Raw genomic sequence first — 22,269 nt, 5'->3', positions numbered from 1 at the left:
GATGCCTGTTGTCTTACATTTGGTCAAACATCAATTCGCCGACAGGTGCTGCCATGCCCGCTTCCAGCCTCTCGCCCGTACCTACCCCACACGCCCGGGACCGCTTGCTGGAGGCGGCCACCGCGCTGTTTGCCAGCCATGGCTACCAGGCCATCGGCCTGCGTGACCTGGCCAGTCACCTGGGCCTGCGCGCCGGCTCGCTGTATCACCATATCGATACCAAACAGGGCCTGCTGTTCGAGCTGATCGAGTCGAGCCTGACCGACCTGCTGTATGAAACCCGACAATGCCTCAAAGGCGCCCGAGCCACCAGTGAACGCTTGCCCTGTTTTGTACAGGCCTTTGTGACCTACAGCCAAGCCAACCCGGACAAGCTGGTGTTGCTGACGCGGGAGGCCATGAATCTGAACGAGGAGCAACTGTTGCAAGTTGAACAGTTGAAAGCTGAATACAGCGGGCTACTCAGCGACATCGTCGCCGCCGAGTGCGGCCTGACGACTCCGCGCGCGCGGTCGATTGCCCATGCAGTGCTGGGCTTGCTGTGCGGGCAGGCGCAATGGGGGACTGTAATGACCGCCAAGGAGCAACTGGTGACCTTCGTGCAGGGCATCGTCGGTACCGGCAAAACAGCCGTACATCGATAAAATAGAATAACAATATAAATTCTTATTCTTTTTTTAATGAAAAATAATCCTCTATAACTCTCGCCACTGCACAGCCGCCAACACTTGGCCAACTGTTGGCAGCGCAACACCCGATCAACACGAAACGCCCGTCCGGCAACAGCAGCTCGCCTTTGAAAAGTTGCTGACTTGTTGATTTATAGGGATTTTTTTATTCGGCACGACGATTGCTCAAGCAAAGTCCCGCTCACCAGAACCGGAGACCTGCCCATGAGCACCCCACTGAACGTCGTAGCCCTGTCCGGCGGTACTTCCCGCCCTTCGCGCACCTTGGCCCTGACCGAGGCAATCCTGGCCGAACTGGCCGAACACCTGCACATCAAGCCGCACCTGATCGAACTGGGCGACATCGCCCGTCCGCTGGGCAGTGCCCTGTGGCGCAGCGAACTGCCCGAAACCGTCGAACAGCAGCTGCGCCTGGTGGAAAAGGCCGACCTGCTGGTGGTGACCACACCCGTGTACCGTGGCAGTTTCACCGGCCACTTCAAGCACCTGTTCGACCTGATCGGCCAGGACGCCCTGGTCGACACCCCGGTACTGCTCGCTGCCACCGGTGGCAGCGAACGCCATGCACTGGTGCTCGACCACCAGCTGCGCCCGCTGTTCAGCTTCCTGCAGGCCCTGACCCTGCCCATCGGCGTGTTCGCCAGCCAGGCGGAACTGGCCGACTATCGGGTGTCCAGCGATGCCCTCGCCGCCCGCATCCGCCTGGCCGCCGAGCGTGCCGTGCCGCTGTTCGGCGCCCACCACGCATTGCGTAAAAGCGCCTGAGGAGCGGCCATGAATGCACCTGTAAATGCCCCCCTGCGCCCGGCGTTGGCAATCGCCCGAGAACTGGCCGGGCAGTTTGCCCAGACCGCCGTCGAGCGCGACGAGCGCGGCGGCACGCCAAAAGCCGAGCGCGATGCGCTGCGTGGCAGCGGCCTGCTGTCGCTGGCGATCCCGCAGGCCTTCGGCGGCCAGGGCGCCAACTGGCACGACACCTTCGCGGTGGTGCGCGAATTCGCCCGGGTCGACAGCTCCATCGCCCATGTATTCGGCTTTCACCACCTGATGCTGGCCACCGTTCGCCTGTTCTCACGCCCGGACCAGTGGCAGCCGTGGTTTGAACAGACCGCCCGCAAACAGTGGTTCTGGGGTAATGCCCTGAACCCGCTGGACACGCGCACGGTGGTCAAGCACTTCGACGGCTGGTGCGAGTTCTCTGGCAAGAAAAGCTTCTGCTCCGGCGCCAGCGACTCAGAAATGCTCATCGCCTCGGCGGTGGACGAACGTGCCGGCGGCAAACTGCTGATCGCCGCCATTCCCAGCGGCCGCACCGGCATCAGCCTGCACCGCGACTGGAACAACATCGGCCAGCGCCAGACCGACAGTGGCAGCGCCACATTCGAACGTGTGCGGGTCGAGCACAATGAACTGCTGCTCGACCCAGGCCCCCTGAGCACGCCGTTTGCCGCCCTGCGGCCGCTGATTGCCCAGTTGCACTTCGCCAACCTGTTCCTCGGCATTGCCGAGGGCGCCTTCGACGAAGCCCGTCAGTACACGCTCAAGGAAAGCCGGCCGTGGTTCCGCTCCAGCGCCGCCAGCAGTGCCGAAGACCCTTACGTGCTGCGTCATTACGGCGAGTTCTGGGTCGGCCTGGAAAGCGTGCGCCTGCTGATCGAACGGGCCGCGCGCCAACTGGACGCCGCCTGGGCCAAGGAACATGCCCTCACCGCCGAGGAGCGCGGCGACCTGGCGCTGGCCATCGGCACCGCCAAGGTCGCCGCCAGCCGCCACGGCCTGGACATCTGCAACCGCCTGTTCGAAGTCACCGGTGCCCGTGCCACCCATGCCTCGCTGCGCTTCGACCGGCACTGGCGCAACCTGCGCACACAAACCCTGCACGACCCGGTGGACTATCGCATCCACGAACTCGGCGAGTGGGCCCTCAACGACAAACGTCCTGCCCCATCCTTCTACTCCTGAGGACTGCCCATGCAACTGCTGACCCTCCCCCCGTCACCGACACTGGCCACCTCGATCAGGGCGACCGCACAGGTCTTCGAAGACCCCAGATCGCAGGCGCTGCTCGCTCACTTGCAACAGGTCGCCCCCAGCGAGGCCAGCGTCCTGATCATTGGCGAAACCGGCACGGGCAAGGAGCTGGTCGCGCGCCACATCCACAACCTCAGCGGCCGGCGCAACGGGCCGTTCGTTGCGGTCAACTGCGGCGCATTCTCCGAATCGCTGGTGGAAGCCGAACTGTTCGGCCATGAAAAAGGCGCCTTCACCGGCGCCCTGTCGGCCAAGGCCGGCTGGTTCGAGGAGGCCAACGGCGGCACCCTGTTCCTCGACGAGATCGGCGACTTGCCACTGCCGATCCAGGTCAAGCTGCTGCGCGTGCTGCAGGAGCGCGAGGTGGTACGGCTTGGGTCGCGCAAGAGCATCCCGATCAACGTGCGGGTACTGGCTGCGACCAACGTACAGCTGGAAAAGGCCATCAATGCCGGGCATTTCCGCGAAGACCTGTATTACCGCCTGAACGTGGTGACCTTGCAGTTGCACCCGTTGCGCGACCGCCCGGGTGACATCCTGCCGCTGGCCCGGCACTTCATCCGCACTTACAGCGACCGGCTTGGCTACGGACCGATGGAACTGAGCCCCAAGGCACAGGCCAAGCTGGTGGAATACAGTTGGCCGGGCAATATCCGTGAGCTGGAAAACGTGATTCACCACAGCTTGCTGACCTGTGGCGACGGTACGATACAGGCACAGGACCTGCGTTTGTCCAACCTGCGCATCGAGCGGCAAGAAGAGGAGCCGGCAGGCAATGGTGTGGAGGACCTGCTACAGCGGGCGTTCAGCCGGCTGTACGAGGAGCAGTCGGGCGACCTGTACGAGAAAGTGGAAAACGCCCTGCTGCGCTCGGCCTATCGGTTCTGCCATTACAATCAGGTGCATACCGCGCAATTGCTGGGGTTATCGCGCAACATCACCCGCACGCGACTGATTGCGATTGGCGAGCTGGTGGTGAACAAGCGGCGCGGGCAGGAACAGCAGGCGCTGGATAACCGGGAGGTGCGGTTGTCGATCTGAGTTTTGTAATGCCTGAGCCGGCCCTTTCGCGGCTAAAGCCGCTCCCACAGGGACAGCGCAAGCTTGAAGCTTATGCAGTACCTGTGGGAGCGGGCGTGCCCGCGAATGGGTCAGGATGCCGTGCGCGGCATCAGTTCATACGGGTGCTTCCAGCCTGGCAGCGCCTGGATCCGCGCCTTCCACGCCTCGATATGGGTGAACTCCGCCAATGGAATACCGGTGTCTTCCGGCATGAATACATACCCAGCCAACGACAGGTCGGCGATGGTCAGCCGGCCGCCAACCATGAACGGCGTCTTCGCCAGGTGCGCGTCGACAATGCGGTAAGCCGCCGTGGCACGCTCACGCAGGAACCGGGTCACGTCCGTTTCGCCGGTATTCTTCAGGCAGAACAGAAAGCGCAGCGCGGCGTAATAGCTGGTGAACTTGTGGTTGTCGAACAGCATCCAGCGCCAGATCTCGCGCTTTTCGTCATCGTCACGGGGCCCGAACTGGCCGGTCTGTTCGGCGAGGTAGTCCAGAATCAGCGCAGACTGGGTGAAACGCTTGCCAGCGTGCTCCATCACCGGCACCTCGCCCTGCTCGTTCACCTCATCGCGCCAGGTTTGCTCACGGGTCTGGCCATGGAAGAAGTCGACGAACACCGGCTGCCAGTCCTGACCCGTGAGTTCGAGCATCAGCGCAGCCTTGTAGGCGTTGCCGGATTCGGCGAAGCAATGCAGCTTGTAGTCGGGCATGGTGGGACCTTCAGTTTCCTTTGAATGATCGTATCGAGTCATTCACGGGTTCACCCGCGAAGAAGCCGTAGCGCCGAGCAAATCACGCTCGGCCCGGCGCGGTCAATCCGTCCGCAGGCAATCCTGCAGCCATAACATCCCGTTCCCCGTCCCTCCCGTCATAGTCCCCGCCCAACCGCCAATGCCATAGTGGACAAAAAAACACGGATAAAAACCATGTACAGAAACACCTCTACCCCCGCGCACGACAACGGTTGCGGCGGTTTCGGCGCCAACCCACGCCACATCGCCCGTGCCGGACGCCAGCATCGCGATTCGTTCGAGCGGCGCTTCCCGATGCTGTCTGGCATGGCGTTTGAATAGACGTGGGTGCCTCGATGGGCCTGTCGCGCAACCACCTGTCGCACTTCGGTACCCTCGCTCCCAACGTGCATGCGGCACTGTGCTGCAACGGCCTTGCCATCACCCGTGGCACAGCTACCGTTACCCTGCTGGCCGACTGGGTGAGCGGCGAACGCGACGCGCTGATCGACGTCCTTCTGGGCTCCGCAGGCCCCAACCGCAACCCGCCGGAGCCGCTGCTGAGCGCCGGCGTCAACCTCAACCTGCACCGGGGCCAGCGCCGCGCCGGCCTGCAAAGCTGATCAGGAGGCACCATGCATAGCCTTGGCATTCTCGGGGTGGGCGAGCTCACCGAAAAAACAGTCATCGGCCTGCGTCGCAGCGGTTTCGAAGGCCCCATCCTGTTGTCACCGCGCAATGCGCAACGGGCAGCCGTGCTGGCCCAGGAGCATGGTTGCCAGGTGATGGCAAGCAACCAGGCAGTGGTCGACCAGGCAGAACTTGTGATCCTTGGCGTGCGCCCGCAATCGCTCGCCGAACTGGCAAATGACGTACAGCTGCGCTCAGGCCAGCGCCTGGTCTCGCTCGCCGCCGGGGTCAACCTTGCGCAACTGTCCACCGCGTTCCCTGGTGCCCTCTGTGTGCGTGCGATGCTGTCGTATGCGGCGCAGTACAACCAGTCCACGGTAGTGGTGTGCCCACCCGATGCGCTCACTACGCAGTACCTGGAGCCACTGGGCAAACTGGTGGTGCTGCAGGGCGAGCCGGAATTCGAGCTGGCCACCGTGGCGGCGTGCATGAATGGCTGGTTCTACTTCTTGCTACACGACCTGCAGCAGTGGCTGATGGACAAAGGCCTGCCCGCAACCGAAGCGCGTGCGCTGGTGCTGGGCAACCTGCAAGACTGCGTGGCCAGTGCCGGGCAGCAGCCAGCGTGTACGCTCAAGGCCTTGGGCGAGGCCATTGCCACGCCGGGCACCTTTACTGCCGATGGCCTCGCGGTGCTGATGCATCAGCCGGTAAGCGCCACCTGGGGCGCGGCATGCGAGGTGGTGCTAGACGGGCTGTTGACGCGGTCAGGGCGGGCCGGGCACTAAGGGATGATCGAACGTATCAGCCCCGGTAAACGGACCAGCCGTTTTCGTGTGCTTTGCCCGGGGGAAGACCACCAACCAGTTGGCCTGCCCCTGCCTCGGGGGCCGCGCGGCGGCCCCGACAATCTCCAGCCTGCAAAGGGAACTACCCGCCCCCCTGGCCCTCTTAAACACTGAGTGGTTTATTTCCCTGTGCTTCACGTATTGGAGAACTCGACATGCGCCACCTACTCCTCGCCCCTGCGCTGCTGCTCCTGCTGCCTGCCGGTGCTGCCCTGGCCCGCGTCGATGCGGGCGACGTCGCCACCTCAGCCGGTGTTTCCGCTTCGCTGTATTCGACCTTCAAGGACGACAAACGGATCATCCCGGCCCGTGACGAGCTTTCTGCCTTCGTCGCCAGCGGCGGTGCAATCCGTGGCGCCTATGTAGAGTCGGCGCTGGAACAGGCGCGCAAGGACCACCCAGGGCTACAGGCCAATGATGAAGAACTGGCCAGGGCTATTCTTTCTCAGGATGACCGCATAGCCGATCATTGAGGCAATCCTGTGCCGGCCCTTTCGCGGGCAAGCCAGCGAAAGGGCCGGCACAGGCAGCATCACCCCCAACCATCCATGCGCATGGTCGCCCTGACCAGGCGCTGCTCTTCCTGCTCGATCTCCCGCAAACTGTCGCGTATCCCGTTGATATGCTCACGCGCAGCCCGCTGCGCCTGCTCCGGCAATTGCTCCATCACCGCCTGATACAACCGCGCATGCTGCCGATCAATCTGGCGTTTCTGAGCCGGCCGGCAGTACAGGTTGTTGACCGAAGCGAACACGGTGCTCAAGGTCAGATCACTGAGCGATTGCAGGGTATGCACCAGCACCGGGTTATGTGACGCTTCGCTGATCGCCCGATGGAAGGAATGGTCACGGCGGGCATGCTCACGGGCGTCCAGCGCCTGGGCCGACTCGTGGGCAGCCAGCATTTCTTCATAACGCCGGCGAATCAGCAAGCGGTCGACCTCGGTGGCACGCAACGCTGCCAGCCGCGCCGACTCGGCCTCCAGCAAAGCCCGTACCTCCAGCAAGTCGAACAGCGTGCGTGGCTGCGAACTAAACAGGTGCATCAATGGGGTGGCACCCACCTGCCCCGTCAGGTCCGCAACGAACGAGCCTCGCCCCTGCTCGGTGTCGATGATGCCGCGCCCGCGCAAAATGCGTAGCCCTTCACGCAGGGCCGAGCGTGAACAACCCAGCTTCTCTACCAGCCGCCGCTCCGATGGCAGGGCCTGGCCCACCTTCAACACGCCGTCGACGATCAGCCGCTCGACCCGCTCGGCCACCTGGTCGGCGACCTTGGCTTTGCCGTCAGTAACCATTGTGCCCCCTCCTCCTGGTAGGACCAGTTAGCCCATCTATCCAAATCTAGCCGGGTAAACCCACCAATAACCAGTACCACGGCGAAAAACTGGTAGGACCAGTGCCCGCCATGCTCGACCCCAGGCGCTGGCACGCGCAGGCTGCAACCGTGACCGCTTTGCCAACAACAACAAAAACCGTTGCCGAGTGAGCCGATGAATATCCTGTACGACGAACGCGTCGATGGCGCGCTACCCGCCGTGGACCAGGCAGCCCTGCTGCAGGCACTGCACAGCGCCCTGCCGGACCTCGATATCCTGCACCGCGAAGAAGACCTGAAACCCTACGAATGCGATGGCCTGTCGGCCTATCGCACGGTGCCGCTGCTGGTGGTGCTGCCCGAGCGCCTGGAGCAGGTGCAGACGCTGCTCAAGCTCTGCCACCAACGCGGCGTACCGGTGGTAGCGCGTGGCGCCGGTACCGGCCTGTCGGGGGGTGCCCTGCCGCTGACCAAGGGGATCCTGCTGGTAATGGCACGTTTCAACCGCATCCTTGAGGTCAACCCACAGGGCCGCTACGCCCGTGTGCAACCCGGCGTACGCAACCTGGCCATCTCCCAGGCCGCCGCACCTCATGGTATGTACTACGCGCCAGACCCGTCCTCGCAAATCGCCTGCTCCATTGGTGGCAACGTCGCCGAGAACGCAGGTGGCGTGCACTGCCTCAAATACGGCCTGACCGTGCATAACCTGCTGAAGGTGGACATTCTCACGGTCGAAGGTGAACACCTGACCTTGGGTAGCGATGCCCTGGACAGCCCCGGCTTCGACCTGCTGGCACTGTTCACCGGCTCTGAAGGCATGCTCGGCATTGTCACCGAAGTGACCGTGAAACTGCTGCCCAAGCCTCAGGTGGCACGGGTGCTGCTGGCCAGTTTCGACAGCGTCGAGGACGCTGGCCGGGCAGTGGCCGACATCATCGCCGCCGGCATCATTCCAGGCGGCCTGGAGATGATGGACAACCTGGCAATCCGCGCCGCCGAAGACTTCATCCACGCCGGCTACCCGGTGGACGCGGCGGCCATCCTGTTATGCGAACTGGACGGCGTGGAGGCCGATGTGCACGACGACTGCGAACGGGTGGCCGCGGTGCTGACGCAAGCCGGCGCCCGCGAGGTGCGGCTGGCCTGCGATGAGGCCGAACGCGTGCGCTTCTGGGCCGGGCGCAAGAACGCCTTCCCGGCGGTGGGGCGCATTTCCCCGGACTACTACTGCATGGACGGCACCATCCCGCGCCGCGAACTGCCGCGGGTACTCAAGGGCATCAGTGACCTGTCCCGCGAATACGGCCTGCGCGTGGCCAACGTGTTCCACGCCGGCGACGGCAACATGCACCCGCTGATCCTGTTCGATGCCAACCTGCCCGGGGAGCTGGAGCGGGCCGAAGCCATCGGCGGCAAGATCCTCGAACTGTGCGTGGCGGTGGGCGGCAGCATTACCGGCGAGCACGGCGTAGGCCGCGAAAAAATCAACCAGATGTGCGCCCAGTTCAACAGCGACGAAATCACCCTGTTCCACGCGGTCAAGGCCGCCTTCGACCCGCAGGGCCTGCTGAACCCCGGCAAGAACATCCCCACCCTGCACCGCTGCGCCGAGTTCGGCGCCATGCATGTGCACCACGGGCAACTGCCCTTCCCTGACCTGGAGCGTTTCTGATGAGCATGGACCGCGACATCAGCCAGGCCCTGCTACAGCAGGTCACCCAGGCCTTGAACCACGGCACGCCACTACGTATCCAGGGCAGCAACAGCAAGGCCATGCTCGGCAGCCCGGTGGCCGGCGAAGTTGTCGACACCCGCAGCCACCGTGGCATCGTCAGCTACGACCCCACCGAACTGGTGCTCACCGCCCGTGCGGGCACACCGCTGCGCGAGATCGAAGCGGCCCTGCACGAGGCCGGCCAGATGCTGCCCTGCGAACCGCCGCACCTGGGCCCCGAGGCCACCCTGGGCGGCATGGTCGCGGCAGGCCTGTCCGGCCCCAGGCGGCCGTGGGCCGGGTCGGTACGTGACTACGTGCTCGGCACGCGGGTAATCACCGGCCACGGCAAGCTGCTGCGCTTTGGTGGCGAGGTGATGAAGAATGTGGCCGGTTACGATGTATCACGGCTGATGGCGGGTAGCTTCGGTTGCCTGGGGCTGTTGACTGAAATTTCCTTGAAAGTGCTGCCTCGGCCGCGCGAATGCCTGAGCCTGCGCCTGCCGATGGGCTGCCACCAGGCACTGGCCGAGCTGGCCGAATGGGGCCAGCAGCCGCTGCCGATCAGCGCGGCCTGCCATGACGGTGACGCCCTGTTCCTGCGCCTGGAAGGCGGTGAAGGCTCGGTGCAGTCGGCCCGCCAGCGGCTGGGCGGCGAAATGCTCGACAGCGGTTTCTGGAGCGACCTGCGCGAACAGCGCCTGGCGTTCTTCAGTGACCCTGCGCCGCTATGGCGTTTGTCGCTGCCCAACGCCACCGGCGAGCTGCAACTGCCCGGCCAGCAGTTGATCGACTGGGGGGGTGCCCAGCGCTGGCTGAAGTCCAGTGCACCGGCGCAGGCGATTCGCGACCATGTCGCCAAGGTGGGCGGCCACGCCACCTGCTACGCCCCCGGGGCAGCCAGCAGCCCGCCCCTGCCCGCCGCACTGATGCGTTACCACCGTGCCCTCAAGCAGCAACTCGACCCCCAGGGGGTGTTCAACCCTGGCCGCCTGTACCCGGACCTGTGAGGCCAGACCATGCAAACCAACCTGAGCGAAACAAGCCGCCGGCTGGCCCGCGCCGACGAGGCCGAAAGCATCCTGCGTTCCTGCGTGCATTGTGGGTTTTGCACCGCCACCTGCCCTACCTACCAGTTGCTGGGCGATGAACTGGACGGCCCGCGCGGGCGCATCTACCTGATCAAGCAGGTACTCGAAGGCGAGCCGGTCACCGCCAGCACCCAACAGCACCTGGACCGCTGCCTGAGTTGCCGCAACTGCGAAACCACCTGCCCATCCGGGGTCAGATACCACGACCTGCTGGACATCGGTCGCGCCGTCGTCGACCAACAAGTACCGCGCGCGCTCGGTCAGCGCCTGCTGCGCCAGGGCCTGCGTGCGGTAGTGCCGCGCCCGGCGCTGTTCAAGGCCCTGACCCGCAGCGGCCAGGCCCTGCGCCCACTGTTGCCGGCCACGCTCAAGCGCAAACTGCCGGCGCACATCACGGCACCCGGCGAGCGCCCCGCGCCGCGCCACGCACGCCAGGTGCTGATGCTGGAAGGCTGCGTGCAGCCGGCCTTGTCACCCAATACCAATGCCGCTGCGACGCGCCTGCTCGATCGCCTGGGGATTAGCGTGCAACCCATCCACCAGGCCGGCTGCTGTGGCGCGGTGGACTACCACCTCAATGCCCAGGAGCAAGGCCTGCAACGTGCGCGGCGCAATATCGACGCCTGGTGGCCGGCCATCGAAGCAGGTGCCCAGGCCATCGTGCAAACCGCCAGCGGCTGCGGCGCGTTCGTGCGCGACTATGGTCACCTGCTGGAACACGACACCCGCTACGCAGCCAAAGCGGCCAGGGTCAGCGCCCTGTCCCGCGACCTGGTAGAAGTACTGCGCGATGAGCCGGTCGAGCAACTGGGCCTGTGCGCCGAGCAACGCCTGGCCTTCCACTGCCCCTGCACGCTGCAACACGCCCTGAAACTGGGGGGGGCGGTAGAGGCGCTGCTGACGCGCCTGGGCTTTACCCTGACCTCGGTACCGGACGGCCACCTGTGTTGCGGCTCGGCTGGCACCTATTCGCTGACCCAGCCTGCGCTGTCACTGCAACTGCGTGACAACCGCCTCAACGCACTGGAAAGCGGCAAACCGCAAGTCATCGCTACCGCCAACATCGGCTGCCAGGCCCACCTCGACGGGGCCGGGCGCACGCCGGTACGGCACTGGATCGAAATCGTCGAAGCCGCCTTGAACCCGGAGAACCCCCATGCATAGCAAGTTCGTGATCGGCCAGGCCGACGTCGCCCGTGTGCTGGCCGCCGCCCGCCAGGAAGCCCTGGCCCAGCATTGGAACGTGACCATCGCCGTGGTCGACGACGGTGGCCACCCCTTGGCCCTGGAGCGCCTGGATGGCTGTGCGCCAGCCAGTGCCTACATAGCCGTGGAGAAAGCCCGCACCTCCGCGCTGGGGCGCAAGGAAACCCGGGATTACGAGGAAATGGTCAATGGGGGCCGCACTGCATTCGTCACCGCACCGCTGCTGACCAGCCTGGAAGGTGGCGTGCCACTGCGGGTGGATGGCCAGGTGGTGGGTGCCATTGGTGTGTCCGGGGTCAAATCCGAACAGGATGCCCAGGTGGCCAAGGCTGGAGCTGCAGCCCTGTAGATCCTGTGCTGGCTTCTTCGCGGGCTTGCCCGCGAAGAGGCCAGAACAGGTGACTGAATTCCCGAAGACAGAACATCGAGCGAACAGACAATGCCAAACGAACTCCAGATCGCCCCCACCCTCCAGCACTTCATCGAAGACGAAGTCCTCCCCGGCACCGGCATCGAAGCCAACACTTTCTGGCAAGGCTTCAGCACCTTGGTCCACGACCTCGCCCCGCAAAACCGCGCCTTGCTCGCCGAACGCCAGCGCCTGCAAACCGAGCTGGACAACTGGCACCGCCAACACCCTGGCCCGATCCGCGACATGGCCGCCTACCAGCACTTTCTGCAAGGCATCGGCTACCTGGTCGACGCTCCCGAAAACGTGCAGATCAGCACCGCCAACGTTGACCGCGAAATCGCCTTGCAAGCCGGCCCGCAGCTGGTCGTGCCGCTGAGCAACGCCCGCTACGCCCTCAACGCCGCCAACGCCCGCTGGGGTTCGCTGTACGATGCGCTGTACGGCACCGATGCCATCGCCGAAACCGCTGGCGCCGAACGCGGCCAAGGCTACAACCCGGCGCGCGGCGCCAAGGTAATTGCCTATGGCCGGCAGTTCCTCGACGCTAGCGCCCCACTCGACGGCGCTTCACACAGCGACGCCACTGCCTACGTGATCGACCAGGGCACGCTACGGGTCACCCTGGCCGACGGCCGCCAGGCCGTGTTGCACAATCGCGCACAACTGCGGGGTTACCAGGGAGAGCCGAACACACCCACGGCGATCCTGTTGCAGCACCACCAGCTGCATTTCGAAATCCAGATCGACCCGACCAGTGCGATCGGCCAGCAGGACCTGGCCGGGGTCAAGGACATCACCCTGGAAGCCGCACTGACCACCATCATCGACTGCGAAGACTCGGTAGCGGCCGTGGATGCCAACGACAAAGTCCACGTCTACCGCAACTGGCTCGGCCTGATGAAGGGTGACCTGAGCGAACAGGTGAGCAAAGGCAGCAAAACCTTCAACCGCACCCTGGCTGCAGACCGCCATTACCACGGTATAGACGGCCTCCCCCTGACACTACCGGGCCGCTCGCTGCTGTTCATCCGCAACGTCGGCCACCTGATGACCAACCCGGCCATCCACGACCGTGATGGCCGTGAAATTCCCGAAGGTATCCTCGATGCCGTGATTACCAGCCTGATCGGTCTGCACGACCTCAAGCACCGCGGCAATTCCCGCGAAGGCAGCCTGTACATCGTCAAACCGAAGATGCACGGGCCGGCCGAAGTGGCCTTCGCCGACCAGTTGTTCGGCCGCGTCGAAGCCCTGCTGGGCCTGCCGGCACAGACCCTGAAGATGGGCATCATGGACGAGGAGCGGCGCACCAGCGTCAACCTCAAGGCCTGTATCGCCAGCGCGGCATCCCGGGTGGTGTTCATCAATACCGGCTTCCTCGACCGCACCGGTGACGAAATGCACAGCGCCATGGAAGCCGGCGCCATGCTGCGCAAGGGCGACATGAAAGGCAGCGCCTGGATCCAGGCCTACGAACGCAGCAACGTGCTGGTCGGGCTGGCTTGTGGCCTGCGCGGCAAGGCACAGATCGGCAAGGGCATGTGGGCCATGCCCGACCTGATGGCGGCCATGCTGGAACAGAAAGTTGCCCAGCCAAAGGCCGGTGCCAACACCGCCTGGGTGCCGTCGCCCACTGCCGCCACCCTGCATGCGCTGCACTACCACCAGGTAGACGTAGCTGCCGTGCAGCAGACGCTGGAACAGGTAGACCTGGGGGCCCTGCGTGGCGCATTGCTGCATGACCTGCTGAGCATTCCGGTCAGCCCCGAACGGCCGTGGAGCGCCGCTGATATCCAGGCTGAGCTGGACAACAACTGCCAAGGCATCCTCGGTTACGTGGCGCGCTGGGTCGAGCAAGGGGTCGGCTGCTCCAAGGTGCCGGACATTCACGATGTGGGCCTGATGGAGGACCGCGCCACCTTGCGCATTTCAGCGCAGCACATTGCCAACTGGCTGCACCATGGGGTAGTCGGGGCCGAGCAGGTCGAGGCGACGTTGCAACGCATGGCCCAGGTGGTCGACCAGCAGAATGCCGGGGACCCGGCATACCGGCCGATGGCCACCGGTTTCGAAACATCGTATGCCTTCCGAGCTGCGCGGGACCTGGTGTTCAAAGGGCGCGAGCAGCCCAGCGGCTATACCGAGCCGTTGCTACATGGCTGGCGGTTGCGCTTCAAGCAGGAAGTTCAACGCTAGCCCAGGCTGCGCGGTCACTCCAGGAGCGGCCTTGTGGCGCGATCGGGTGGGGACGAATTGTGCCGCAGACACCCGCCTGCTGCCAGTCAAGGGTGGCATTCCGGCAGCTTCAGACATTTCCCACAGGGTTCTCGGAAGTGTCTTACTTGCTACCGCCGCCCGCAGAAAACAAGATCGGGGCTGGATCAAGCAACGCTGCGCTCCAGAGGAGGCTCCGCATGCACCTGTACGCCCGCCCCATCGCCGAACTGCGCAGCAGCCTGCGCGAAATGCTGGCCCATGACATGAGTAACCCCGATGAAGACCCACACCTGTCGGGGGTCATGTTCTTCTGCGCCACCGATGAGCATTCCCGGCAATTGATCGAACGCATCGAGTTGCTGGCCAGCGAGGTGTTCTTCGACGCGAACGGGCGGGCCATTTCAGAGTATATGAAGGCTTCGACGGTAGAAGGCGTGCGCATCAGGCGCAACCGCAACGCGGCAGAGGATGAGACAGTAATACGCATCGCGCTGGCGGAAAAAGGCTACATCACTGTCAGCGCCGCCCGGTTCTGAGCTTTTTGGGGCTGCTTTGCAGCCCATCGCCGGCAAGCCAGCTCTCATAGGGGTCGCGTCAAGCCTGTGGGGCACGCGATACCTGTGGGAGCCTTCCTGCCCAATCCGCTATCCTGAGCACTCCCCCGCTCCGGACCCGCCCATGGAACTGCACATTCGCCTGGAGGGCCGCAAAGGCCTGGCCGAGCAGCTTTACCAGCAATTGCGCGCCGGTATCGACAGCGGCCACCTGGCCGCCGGCACCCAACTGCCACCCACCCGCCTGCTGGCAGCACAACTGGGCGTATCGCGCAAGACCGTGGCCGAGGCTTACTCACGGCTGACCTACGACAACCTGCTCAGCGGCGTGGTCGGCCGCGGCACGTTCATCACCCCGCGCCAACCACTGCGCAGCAATGAATCAGCCAGCATTCCCCTGGCCGGCGCTGCATCCCTTGAACGCTGGCAGCAGCGCGCCACCGTGCTCGCTCAACGCCAGCTGCAAACGCCCTCGCGCTATGACTTTGTCGGCGGTGCATCGAGCAAGTCGCAGTTCCCGTTCGACCAATGGCGCAGCTGCCTGAATTACGCGCTGCGCCGCAGCCAGCGCCACCCCGAGCGGCAGTTCCAGGCCCAGGGCCTGCCAGAGCTGCGCGAGGCCATTGCCCACCACATCGCCTACGCCCGCGGCGTGCACTGCAGCGCAGCCGATCTGCTGGTGTGCAACGGTGCCCAGCAAGCGCTGGACCTGATCGCCCGGGTACTGGTCGAGCCAGGCTGTCAGGTGGCCATGGAAGACCCCGGCTACCCGCCGGCACGGCAACTGTTCCTGGCCCTTGGCGCACGCCTGCAGTCCGTGCCGGTGGATGATGAAGGCCTGTGCGTGGAGCAGATCGCCGATGGCACCCGGCTGATCTACGTAACGCCCTCGCACCAGTTCCCGCTGGGTATGCCGATGAGCGAGCCACGCCGACACGCCCTGCTGGCAAGGGCCGCGGAACTGGGTGCACTGATCATCGAAGACGACTACGACTGCGAGTTCCGCTACCACGGGCCAGCCTCGGACGCACTCCAGCGCCTGGACCGGCATGGGCTGGTGGCCTATGTCGGGACCTTTTCCAAGACCTTGCTGCAAGAACTGCGGCTGGGCTATGCCGTACTGCCGCCTGCCGTACTGCAGGCCGCTTGCGTGGCCAAGCACCTCAGCGACTGGCACAGCCCGACTTTGCTGCAGTGGGCGCTGGCGCGTTTTTTGGGCGAAGGCCACCTGAACAAGCATATCCGCCGCTGCCACGAGGTCTACAGCGCCCGTCGCGAGCGCATCCTGGCGCGCCTGGGGGGCGACCTGTCGCCGTGGCTCAGCGCCATCCCTGCCAGCGCCGGCTTCCACCTCAGTGCACTGGCCAATCCCGGGGTCGATGTCGAACTGCTGGCCAACCTCGCGCGCAAGGTAGAGGTCGGCCTGTACTCGCTGGCGCCATTCTTCAGCGAAGCGCCGGTACGCCCGGGGTTATTGCTGGGCTTCGGCGCCATCGAGCTGCTGGACATTGACCCGGCGCTGGACCGGGTGCGCGATACCCTGCAACGCCTCAGCTGACCGGCGCAGCCTTGCCTGGCGCGGCGGGGCGCGCGATGGCTGCGGCATAGCCACGCGGACTGAACCAGCGGGTTACCAGCAACATGGCCATCACGGTCACAGTGAGCAGCGTCCACGACGCCTGGAAGTCACCACTCACGTCACGCAGCCAGCCGGTGATATACGGCACTGTACCGGTGATGATGAAACCGATGCCCTGCACGAAAGCGGCCAGGCTGCCGGCCTCGGCGGGCGTCTTCAAGTGCTCCAGGGTCAGGGTCAGGCATTGGCTGAAGCAGGCGCCCAGGCCAAAACCGATCATCGCGACCCACAGCCCCGCCGCCTGCGTGGGTGCCAGCAGCAGGCCGAGAAAACCGGCCAGCTGGATCGCCAGAGCCAACCACAAGCCTGGACGGCGGTCAGTCCAACGCCGCAGCAACAGCGGCAACCCCAGTGCACCGGCCACCTGGAAGACCGTCATCAGGCCCACCAGGTCTGCACCGCCCTGAGCACTGCCGCCGTGCTCGAGATGGTACGCCGGCAGCCACGCCACCATGCTGGTGTAGCCGCCGTTGATCAGGCCGAAATACAGGGCCAGCAACCAGGCCCGGCGCGTGCCGAACCAGTGCCCGCCAGCAGTGCCGGCCAGCGTTGGCGCCCCCTGCCGTGGCCGCCATATCGCCCATGCCACCAGCGCCAACAGCGCCGGGATCGCCCAAAGGCCCAGGCCGACCTGCCAGTGGCCGAAATGGTCGCTGATATGGGGGCCAAGCACGGCAGCCATGCCGCCACCGCTCATCAACGCTGCCGAGTACAGCCCCATCGCCCCCGCCAGGCGGCTGGGGAACCAGCGGTTGACCAGGCCAGGCATCATGCCCTGCACCACCGCCACCCCCAGACCGGCGACCACGGCACTGGCAATCAGCGCCCAGGCGCTGTCCAGTTGCAGGCGCCACAGGCAGGCCAGGGCGATTGCAGCCAGGCCACCGAGCATGCCGCCATGCTCGCTGATCCAGCGTCGCAACCATGGCTGCAGCAACGGCACCAGGCCCATGCACAGTACCGGCAACGCCGTCAGCAAGGCAGCCTGCTGGTAGCCCAGCCCGGTGCTGGCGCGCATGGGTTCGAGTAACGGGCCGATACTGGTCAGGATCGGCCGCAGGTTCAGCGCCAGCAGGATCACCAGCAACAGGTTCAAAGCAGCTCTCATTGCGCATCGGTTCTCGGGTAACAGGACCCAGGCATTATCCCGGCTTGGCAGGGCTGGCAGAAATGAAGAGATTGGATGCTTGTCAGTGGCCACCTGAATGGGCGATTGGCCTCCCGCTTATGTGCGCAATTGGCTATCGGGGAGGCCAATCGGCAGCGCTACAGTAGTGCCATTCCCATCCAGCACCCTTTGGAGACAGCCATGCACAACCGTATCGAATGGGCCAAGCACGCCCCGGAAGCCTACAAAGCCATGGTCGGCCTGGAGCAGGCCCTGGCCAAGAGCGGCCTGGAGAGTTCCCTGTTGGAGCTGGTACGCCTGCGGGCTTCGCAGGTCAACGGCTGCGCCTACTGCGTCAACCTGCACGCCAACGATGCACGCAAGGCAGGTGAGACCGAAGCACGCTTGCAGACCTTGAGCGTGTGGCGCGAAACCGCCTACTTCACCCCGCGCGAACGTGCGGCGCTGGCCTGGGTCGAAAGCCTTACCCGCCTGCCTGAGCAGGGCGCGCCACAGGGGCAATATGAAGCCCTGCAGGAACACTTCGAGCCGGCCGAGGTGGTCAACCTGACCCTGGCGATTGCCACCATCAACGCCTGGAACCGCTTCGGGGTCGGGTTTGCCATGGTGCCGGCCTGATCATTCAATGATCGCCGTACCGGCCCTATCGCCGGTACAGGGAACAACTAACGCCCGGCCAACCGCGCCCTATAGCTGCCGGGGCTCTGCCCGGTCCACTTCTTGAACGCCCGGTGAAACGCACTCGGCTCCTGGAACCCGGCCTGCTCGGCTATCTCGGCAATGCTCAACACCCCCTCGCGCAACCGCTCGAAGGCCATCGCCCGGCGCACCTCATCCTTGATCTGCTGGTACGACCGCCCTTCCCGCTCCAGCTGCCGGCGGAACGTACTGGCACTGATCCCCTGCAGCTGCGCCAGCGCCGCCAAGGTCGGCCACTGCCCATAGTGCCGGGCGCGCAAATGGCGGTACACCTCCGCCACCAGCCCGTTCTGGTTGCGAAAGCGGATCACCAACCCCTGCGGTGCACTGCGCAGAAAGGTTTTCAGGGTCGCCAGGTCCTGCACCACTGGCAGACGCAGGTAGGCGCTGTCGAACTCCACTTCGGTACGGCCGCTGCCCAGGCGCAGGTCCGGCCCCCACAACAGCAGGTCGTCTTCCTGGGCCGGGCGCGAGACGGCCAGCTCGGTGCGGTCGATGGCGATCCGCCGCCCGGCCAGCCAGCACAACATGCCGATCATCAGCACCAGGTAGGTTTCCTCGGCGTACACCTGGGTCAACGGGTCGGCAATGCTCGACTGCACGCTGATCAGCGCGCGCCCACCGCGTACGGTCAGGCTGCCGCGCAGGTCGCGCAGGAACAGGCCGAAGCCAGCCATGCACTGGCGCAAGGCCTTTTCCAGGTTCGGCTCAAGGATCAGGCCCCGGCAAATCAGGGCGAAGCTGCCCAGCGGCATGCCATGGCTGTCGAGGCGGAAGAACTCGTCGTCCAGGCGCTGTATCTGTGTCAGCCACAGCTCGGCGAAGGCCTTGGCCGGTACGCGGGCCTGTGACTGCTCAAGCAGCTGGGGGTCGATGCCCACCGCGCGCAGCTGTGCATCGCGCTCGGCCGGGCTATTGCGCAGGGCGTGGAGCATGGCATTGAGAAAGTACACGGCGACCGAATCGCTATCGCGCATGGTGGTTTTCGCTGTCTATGCTGAGTGGCAAAAAGTGCCAGGTTGTTTGAACAGATCCGGCATAGGCTGCAACAGAGCCTTTGCCTAGACTCGATCCCACTCCGGGACCGCCGGCCATTCTCGCAGAGCCTGGCCCGCTCCCGCCATGCCTAAGCTTACGGAGCCTCTATGAGCAGCCCAGAAATCTATGTCGTCAGTGCCGTGCGTTCCGCCATCGGTGGTTTTGGAGGCTCGCTCAAGGACCTGCCCCTGGCCGACCTGGCCACTACCATTACCCGCGCCGCCATCGAGCGCTCGGGCGTGGCCGCCGAGCAGGTTGGCCATGTGGTCATGGGCACCGTGATCCCCACCGAACCGCGCGATGCCTACCTGTCGCGGGTTGCCGCAATGAACGCCGGCATTCCCAAGGAAACCCCTGCCTTCAACGTCAACCGACTGTGTGGCTCGGGCCTGCAGGCCATCGTCTCTGCCACCCAGTGCCTGCTGCTCGGCGATGCCGATGTAGCCGTGGCCGCCGGTGCCGAATCCATGAGCCGTGGCCCGTACCTGCTGCCGCAGGCACGCTGGGGCGCGCGCATGGGCGACCTGCAAGGCATCGACTACACCGTAGGCGTGCTGCAGGACCCCTTCGAACACTTCCACATGGGCATCACCGCAGAAAACGTCGCCGCCAAACACGGCATTACCCGCGAGATGCAGGATGAGCTGGCCCTGACCAGCCAGCGCCGCGCCGCCCGCGCCATCGCCGAAGGCCGTTTCGACAGCCAGATCGTCCCGGTGGAGCTGAAAACCCGCAAAGGCACCGTACAGTTCGCCGTGGACGAGCACGTACGGGGCGACGTCACCGCCGAGCAACTGGCCGGCATGAAGACCGTGTTCAAGAAGGACGGCACCGTGACTGCCGGCAACGCCAGCGGCATCAACGATGGCGCAGCCGGCCTGGTGCTGGCCAGCGGTGACGCCGTGCGTCGCCTGGGCCTGAAGCCGCTGGCGCGTCTGGTGGGCTATGCCCACGCCGGTGTCGAGCCCGAACTGATGGGCCTGGGCCCGATCCCGGCCACCCGCAAGGTGCTGGAAAAGACCGGCCTGAAGCTACAGGACCTGGACGTGATCGAGTCCAACGAAGCCTTCGCCGCCCAAGCCTGCGCCGTGGCCCGCGAACTGGGCTTCGACCCGGAGAAGGTCAACCCCAATGGTTCGGGCATTTCCCTGGGCCACCCGGTGGGTGCCACTGGCGCGATCATCGCCACCAAGGCCATCCATGAGCTGCAGCGCATCCAGGGCCGCTACGCCCTGGCGACCATGTGCATCGGTGGCGGCCAAGGCATCGCCGTAGTCTTCGAGCGCGTCTGAGAGAGCCTGACACATGAGCATTGAACAGATCGCCGTGATCGGCGCCGGCACCATGGGCAACGGCATTGCCCAGGTGTGCGCCGTCGCCGGCTACCAGGTGCTGCTGGTGGATGTTTCCGACGCGGCGCTGGAGCGCGGCGTGGCCACCTTGAGCAAAAACCTCGAACGCCAGGTCAGCAAAGGCACCCTGGATGCGGACAAGGCCGCGGCGGCGAAAACGCGCATCCGCACCAGCACCGACTACGCCCAGCTCAGCGGCGCGCAGCTGGTGATCGAGGCCGCCACCGAAAGCCTGCAGCTCAAGCAGCGCATCCTGCAGCAAGTGGCCGCCAACGTCGCTGCCGACTGCCTCATCGCCACCAACACTTCGTCGCTGTCGGTGACTCAGCTGGCCGCCAGCATCGAGCACCCCGAGCGCTTCATTGGTGTGCACTTCTTCAACCCGGTACCAATGATGGCGCTGGTGGAGATCATTCGCGGCCTGCAGACCAGCGACAGCACCTACGCCCAGGCGCTGGTGGTGACCGAAAAGGTCGGCAAGACCCCGATCACCGCGGGCAACCGCCCAGGCTTTGTGGTCAACCGCATTCTGGTGCCAATGATCAACGAGGCCATCTTCGTGCGCCAGGAAGGCCTGGCCAGTGCCGAGGACATCGACACCGGCATGCGCCTGGGCTGCAACCAGCCAATCGGCCCGCTGGCACTGGCCGACCTGATCGGCCTGGATACCCTGCTGGCGATCATGGAAGCCTTCCATGAGGGCTTCAACGACAGCAAATACCGCCCTGCCCCGCTGCTGAAGGAAATGGTCGCGGCCGGCTGGCTGGGGCGCAAGAGCGGTCGCGGTTTCTTCACCTACTGAGGACGAGTCGCCATGCCTCCGGTCAATGCCGCAATGCGCTGTGCCAATTTTGAAGAGCGACGTGACCGGGCCATGGCGCTGTTTGCCGAAAAGGGCTTTGGCCAGGTCAGCATGCGCGAACTGGCGGCCCATGTGGGGCTGACTGCGGGCTCGCTGTACCATCACTTTCCCAGCAAGCAGGACCTGTTGTACGACTTGATCGAGGAGTTGTACGAAGAACTGCAGGCCACTCTGGATCAGGGGCGTCGAGCCATGGCGCGCGGGGCCTCGGCACTGGGCTGCCTGATTGCAGCGCACTGGCAATTGCATGCCGAGCGGCCGATGCAGTTTCGGCTGGCGGAGCGCGACTTGTGCTGTTTGAGCGATGACCAGCAGGCGCGCCTGGCCTTGTTGCGCAAACGTTACGAGGCGGGGTTGCTGAGGTTGATCGCGCCACAGGCAACGTTGCAGGGGCAAGCCTTGGTGGCGACGGCGCATGTGGTGGCGACGCTGCTGAACCAGTTGCCGGGGATGTTGAAGGCATTGCCCGAGGAACAGGGGCTGGGGCTGATGGAGAGCATGTTGGCAGGCGGTATAGAGCGGACCCTGCGATAGCCTGTACTGGCGCTATCGCCGGCAAGCCAGCGCCCACAAGGACTGCACAGGCCTTGAGATCTGTAGCGTACCTGTGGGCGCTGGCTTGCCGACGATTTGGGCCACCCGCTTTAACGCAAAAGTCTCTGGATCTGCTCGTGCAGGGTATCCAGGTCAAACGGCTTGGCCAGGATCGGTGCCTTGCGGGTGATCGGGCTGCCAGACTCGAGGATCTCGGCCGGGTAGCCACTGATGAAGATCACCTTCAGGTCTGGTCGCAATTTCACCGCGGGCTCGGCAATCTCCACGCCGGAGATACCACCCGGCAAACGGAAGTCCGTCACCATCAGGTCCAGGTGCGGTTTGCTGGCCAGGATCGCAAACGCCTGCTCGCCATCTTCGGCAACCAGCACGTGGTACCCCTCACCCGCCAGGTAATCGCGCAAAATCATGCGAATCGCCGGTTCGTCCTCGACGACCAACACCACATCTTGTGCATCTTCACTCATGTTAACGCCTTGAAATT

The 22,269-nt window shown here is 64.8% G+C and carries 22 protein-coding genes and 1 pseudogene; 18 read left to right on the top strand and 5 right to left on the bottom strand.

What is annotated here, in order from left to right; translation table 11 throughout:
- The first annotated feature begins 53 nt into the window (after nucleotides 1–53).
- The 4 genes from J3A71_RS12935 (at nucleotide 54) to sfnR (ending at nucleotide 3,761) form a co-directional block, all read left to right on the top strand.
- Nucleotides 54–644, top strand: a complete 591-nt coding sequence (locus J3A71_RS12935) for a TetR/AcrR family transcriptional regulator (RefSeq protein WP_095115475.1) — start codon at nucleotides 54–56, stop codon at nucleotides 642–644.
- A gap of 249 nt (nucleotides 645–893) precedes the next feature.
- Complete coding sequence (gene msuE / locus J3A71_RS12930; protein WP_016487602.1) at nucleotides 894–1,454, top strand: FMN reductase; 561 nt, start codon at nucleotides 894–896, stop codon at nucleotides 1,452–1,454.
- 9 nt (nucleotides 1,455–1,463) lie between these two features.
- On the top strand, nucleotides 1,464–2,651 hold the full coding sequence (locus J3A71_RS12925; RefSeq protein ID WP_016487603.1) for an acyl-CoA dehydrogenase family protein: 1,188 nt from the start codon (nucleotides 1,464–1,466) through the stop codon (nucleotides 2,649–2,651).
- A 9-nt stretch (nucleotides 2,652–2,660) separates the two neighbouring features.
- A complete protein-coding gene (gene sfnR / locus J3A71_RS12920) occupies nucleotides 2,661–3,761 on the top strand; it encodes a sigma54-dependent transcriptional activator SfnR (RefSeq protein ID WP_096426214.1) in 1,101 nt (366 codons plus the stop codon).
- Nucleotides 3,762–3,871: 110 nt separating this feature from the next.
- On the opposite strand, the gene J3A71_RS12915 is transcribed toward sfnR, so the two are convergent.
- A complete protein-coding gene (locus J3A71_RS12915; RefSeq protein ID WP_023048997.1) occupies nucleotides 3,872–4,498 on the bottom strand; it encodes a glutathione S-transferase in 627 nt (208 codons plus the stop codon).
- A 279-nt stretch (nucleotides 4,499–4,777) separates the two neighbouring features.
- Here J3A71_RS12915 and J3A71_RS12910 point away from each other — a divergent pair.
- The 3 genes and pseudogenes from J3A71_RS12910 to J3A71_RS12900 form a co-directional block, all read left to right on the top strand.
- Nucleotides 4,778–5,142, top strand: a pseudogene (locus tag J3A71_RS12910) (FAD-dependent oxidoreductase); the annotation flags it as partial.
- A 12-nt stretch (nucleotides 5,143–5,154) separates the two neighbouring features.
- Nucleotides 5,155–5,937, top strand: a complete 783-nt coding sequence (locus J3A71_RS12905; protein ID WP_096426215.1) for an NAD(P)-binding domain-containing protein — start codon at nucleotides 5,155–5,157, stop codon at nucleotides 5,935–5,937.
- A 215-nt stretch (nucleotides 5,938–6,152) separates the two neighbouring features.
- Nucleotides 6,153–6,470: a DUF2388 domain-containing protein gene (locus J3A71_RS12900; RefSeq protein ID WP_016487609.1), complete on the top strand. Its 318-nt coding sequence runs from the start codon at nucleotides 6,153–6,155 to the stop codon at nucleotides 6,468–6,470.
- A gap of 59 nt (nucleotides 6,471–6,529) precedes the next feature.
- On the opposite strand, the gene glcC is transcribed toward J3A71_RS12900, so the two are convergent.
- Nucleotides 6,530–7,294: a transcriptional regulator GlcC gene (gene glcC / locus J3A71_RS12895; protein WP_096426216.1), complete on the bottom strand. Its 765-nt coding sequence runs from the start codon at nucleotides 7,292–7,294 to the stop codon at nucleotides 6,530–6,532.
- Between the two features lie 195 nt (nucleotides 7,295–7,489).
- On the opposite strand from glcC, the gene glcD reads away from it, so the two are divergent.
- The 7 genes from glcD (at nucleotide 7,490) to J3A71_RS12860 (ending at nucleotide 16,069) form a co-directional block, all read left to right on the top strand.
- Nucleotides 7,490–8,989 carry a glycolate oxidase subunit GlcD gene (gene glcD, locus J3A71_RS12890; protein ID WP_016487611.1) on the top strand — a complete coding sequence of 500 codons (1,500 nt, stop codon included), beginning with the start codon at nucleotides 7,490–7,492 and terminating at the stop codon, nucleotides 8,987–8,989.
- Nucleotides 8,989–10,041 (top strand): glycolate oxidase subunit GlcE, encoded by a 1,053-nt coding sequence (glcE, locus tag J3A71_RS12885; protein WP_016487612.1) that lies wholly within the window; start codon nucleotides 8,989–8,991, stop codon nucleotides 10,039–10,041. The genes glcD and glcE overlap by 1 nt, the downstream gene beginning before the upstream one ends.
- A 9-nt stretch (nucleotides 10,042–10,050) precedes the next feature.
- A complete protein-coding gene (gene glcF, locus J3A71_RS12880; RefSeq protein WP_096426217.1) occupies nucleotides 10,051–11,286 on the top strand; it encodes a glycolate oxidase subunit GlcF in 1,236 nt (411 codons plus the stop codon).
- Nucleotides 11,279–11,677, top strand: coding sequence for a heme-binding protein (locus tag J3A71_RS12875; RefSeq protein ID WP_016487614.1), 399 nt, complete (start codon nucleotides 11,279–11,281; stop codon nucleotides 11,675–11,677). The genes glcF and J3A71_RS12875 overlap by 8 nt, the downstream gene beginning before the upstream one ends.
- Before the next feature lie 90 nt (nucleotides 11,678–11,767).
- Nucleotides 11,768–13,936 (top strand): malate synthase G, encoded by a 2,169-nt coding sequence (locus tag J3A71_RS12870; RefSeq protein ID WP_096426218.1) that lies wholly within the window; start codon nucleotides 11,768–11,770, stop codon nucleotides 13,934–13,936.
- 218 nt (nucleotides 13,937–14,154) lie between these two features.
- Entirely contained in the window at nucleotides 14,155–14,493 is a 339-nt protein-coding gene (locus J3A71_RS12865) for a hypothetical protein (protein WP_016487616.1), read from the top strand.
- A 142-nt stretch (nucleotides 14,494–14,635) separates the two neighbouring features.
- A complete protein-coding gene (locus J3A71_RS12860) occupies nucleotides 14,636–16,069 on the top strand; it encodes a PLP-dependent aminotransferase family protein (RefSeq protein ID WP_023048416.1) in 1,434 nt (477 codons plus the stop codon).
- Here the strand turns inward: J3A71_RS12860 and J3A71_RS12855 are convergent.
- A complete protein-coding gene (locus tag J3A71_RS12855) occupies nucleotides 16,062–17,258 on the bottom strand; it encodes a cyanate transporter (RefSeq protein ID WP_096426219.1) in 1,197 nt (398 codons plus the stop codon). The two genes, J3A71_RS12860 and J3A71_RS12855, sit on opposite strands and share 8 nt — an antisense overlap.
- Nucleotides 17,259–17,459: 201 nt before the next feature.
- On the opposite strand from J3A71_RS12855, the gene J3A71_RS12850 reads away from it, so the two are divergent.
- Nucleotides 17,460–17,897, top strand: a complete 438-nt coding sequence (locus J3A71_RS12850; RefSeq protein WP_016487619.1) for a carboxymuconolactone decarboxylase family protein — start codon at nucleotides 17,460–17,462, stop codon at nucleotides 17,895–17,897.
- Between the two features lie 47 nt (nucleotides 17,898–17,944).
- Here the strand turns inward: J3A71_RS12850 and J3A71_RS12845 are convergent, their stop codons facing one another.
- Nucleotides 17,945–18,955, bottom strand: coding sequence for an AraC family transcriptional regulator (locus J3A71_RS12845; RefSeq protein WP_060517320.1), 1,011 nt, complete (start codon nucleotides 18,953–18,955; stop codon nucleotides 17,945–17,947).
- A gap of 168 nt (nucleotides 18,956–19,123) precedes the next feature.
- Between J3A71_RS12845 and J3A71_RS12840 the strand changes: the two genes are divergently transcribed.
- From J3A71_RS12840 to J3A71_RS12830, 3 genes are read left to right on the top strand one after another with little or no spacing between them, the layout of a single operon-like run.
- Entirely contained in the window at nucleotides 19,124–20,308 is a 1,185-nt protein-coding gene (locus tag J3A71_RS12840; RefSeq protein WP_016487621.1) for an acetyl-CoA C-acyltransferase family protein, read from the top strand.
- Nucleotides 20,309–20,321: 13 nt separating this feature from the next.
- Complete coding sequence (locus tag J3A71_RS12835; RefSeq protein WP_060517319.1) at nucleotides 20,322–21,170, top strand: 3-hydroxybutyryl-CoA dehydrogenase; 849 nt, start codon at nucleotides 20,322–20,324, stop codon at nucleotides 21,168–21,170.
- 12 nt (nucleotides 21,171–21,182) lie between these two features.
- Complete coding sequence (locus tag J3A71_RS12830) at nucleotides 21,183–21,764, top strand: TetR/AcrR family transcriptional regulator (RefSeq protein WP_016487623.1); 582 nt, start codon at nucleotides 21,183–21,185, stop codon at nucleotides 21,762–21,764.
- A 110-nt stretch (nucleotides 21,765–21,874) separates the two neighbouring features.
- On the opposite strand, the gene J3A71_RS12825 is transcribed toward J3A71_RS12830, so the two are convergent.
- Nucleotides 21,875–22,252 (bottom strand): response regulator, encoded by a 378-nt coding sequence (locus J3A71_RS12825; protein ID WP_016487624.1) that lies wholly within the window; start codon nucleotides 22,250–22,252, stop codon nucleotides 21,875–21,877.
- Nucleotides 22,253–22,269: the final 17 nt, after the last annotated feature.

The sequence above is a fragment of the Pseudomonas sp. PvP089 genome (assembly GCF_017875165.1).
GTDB lineage: Bacteria > Pseudomonadota > Gammaproteobacteria > Pseudomonadales > Pseudomonadaceae > Aquipseudomonas > Aquipseudomonas fortuita.
This window is presented reverse-complemented; position numbering and strand designations above follow the sequence as displayed.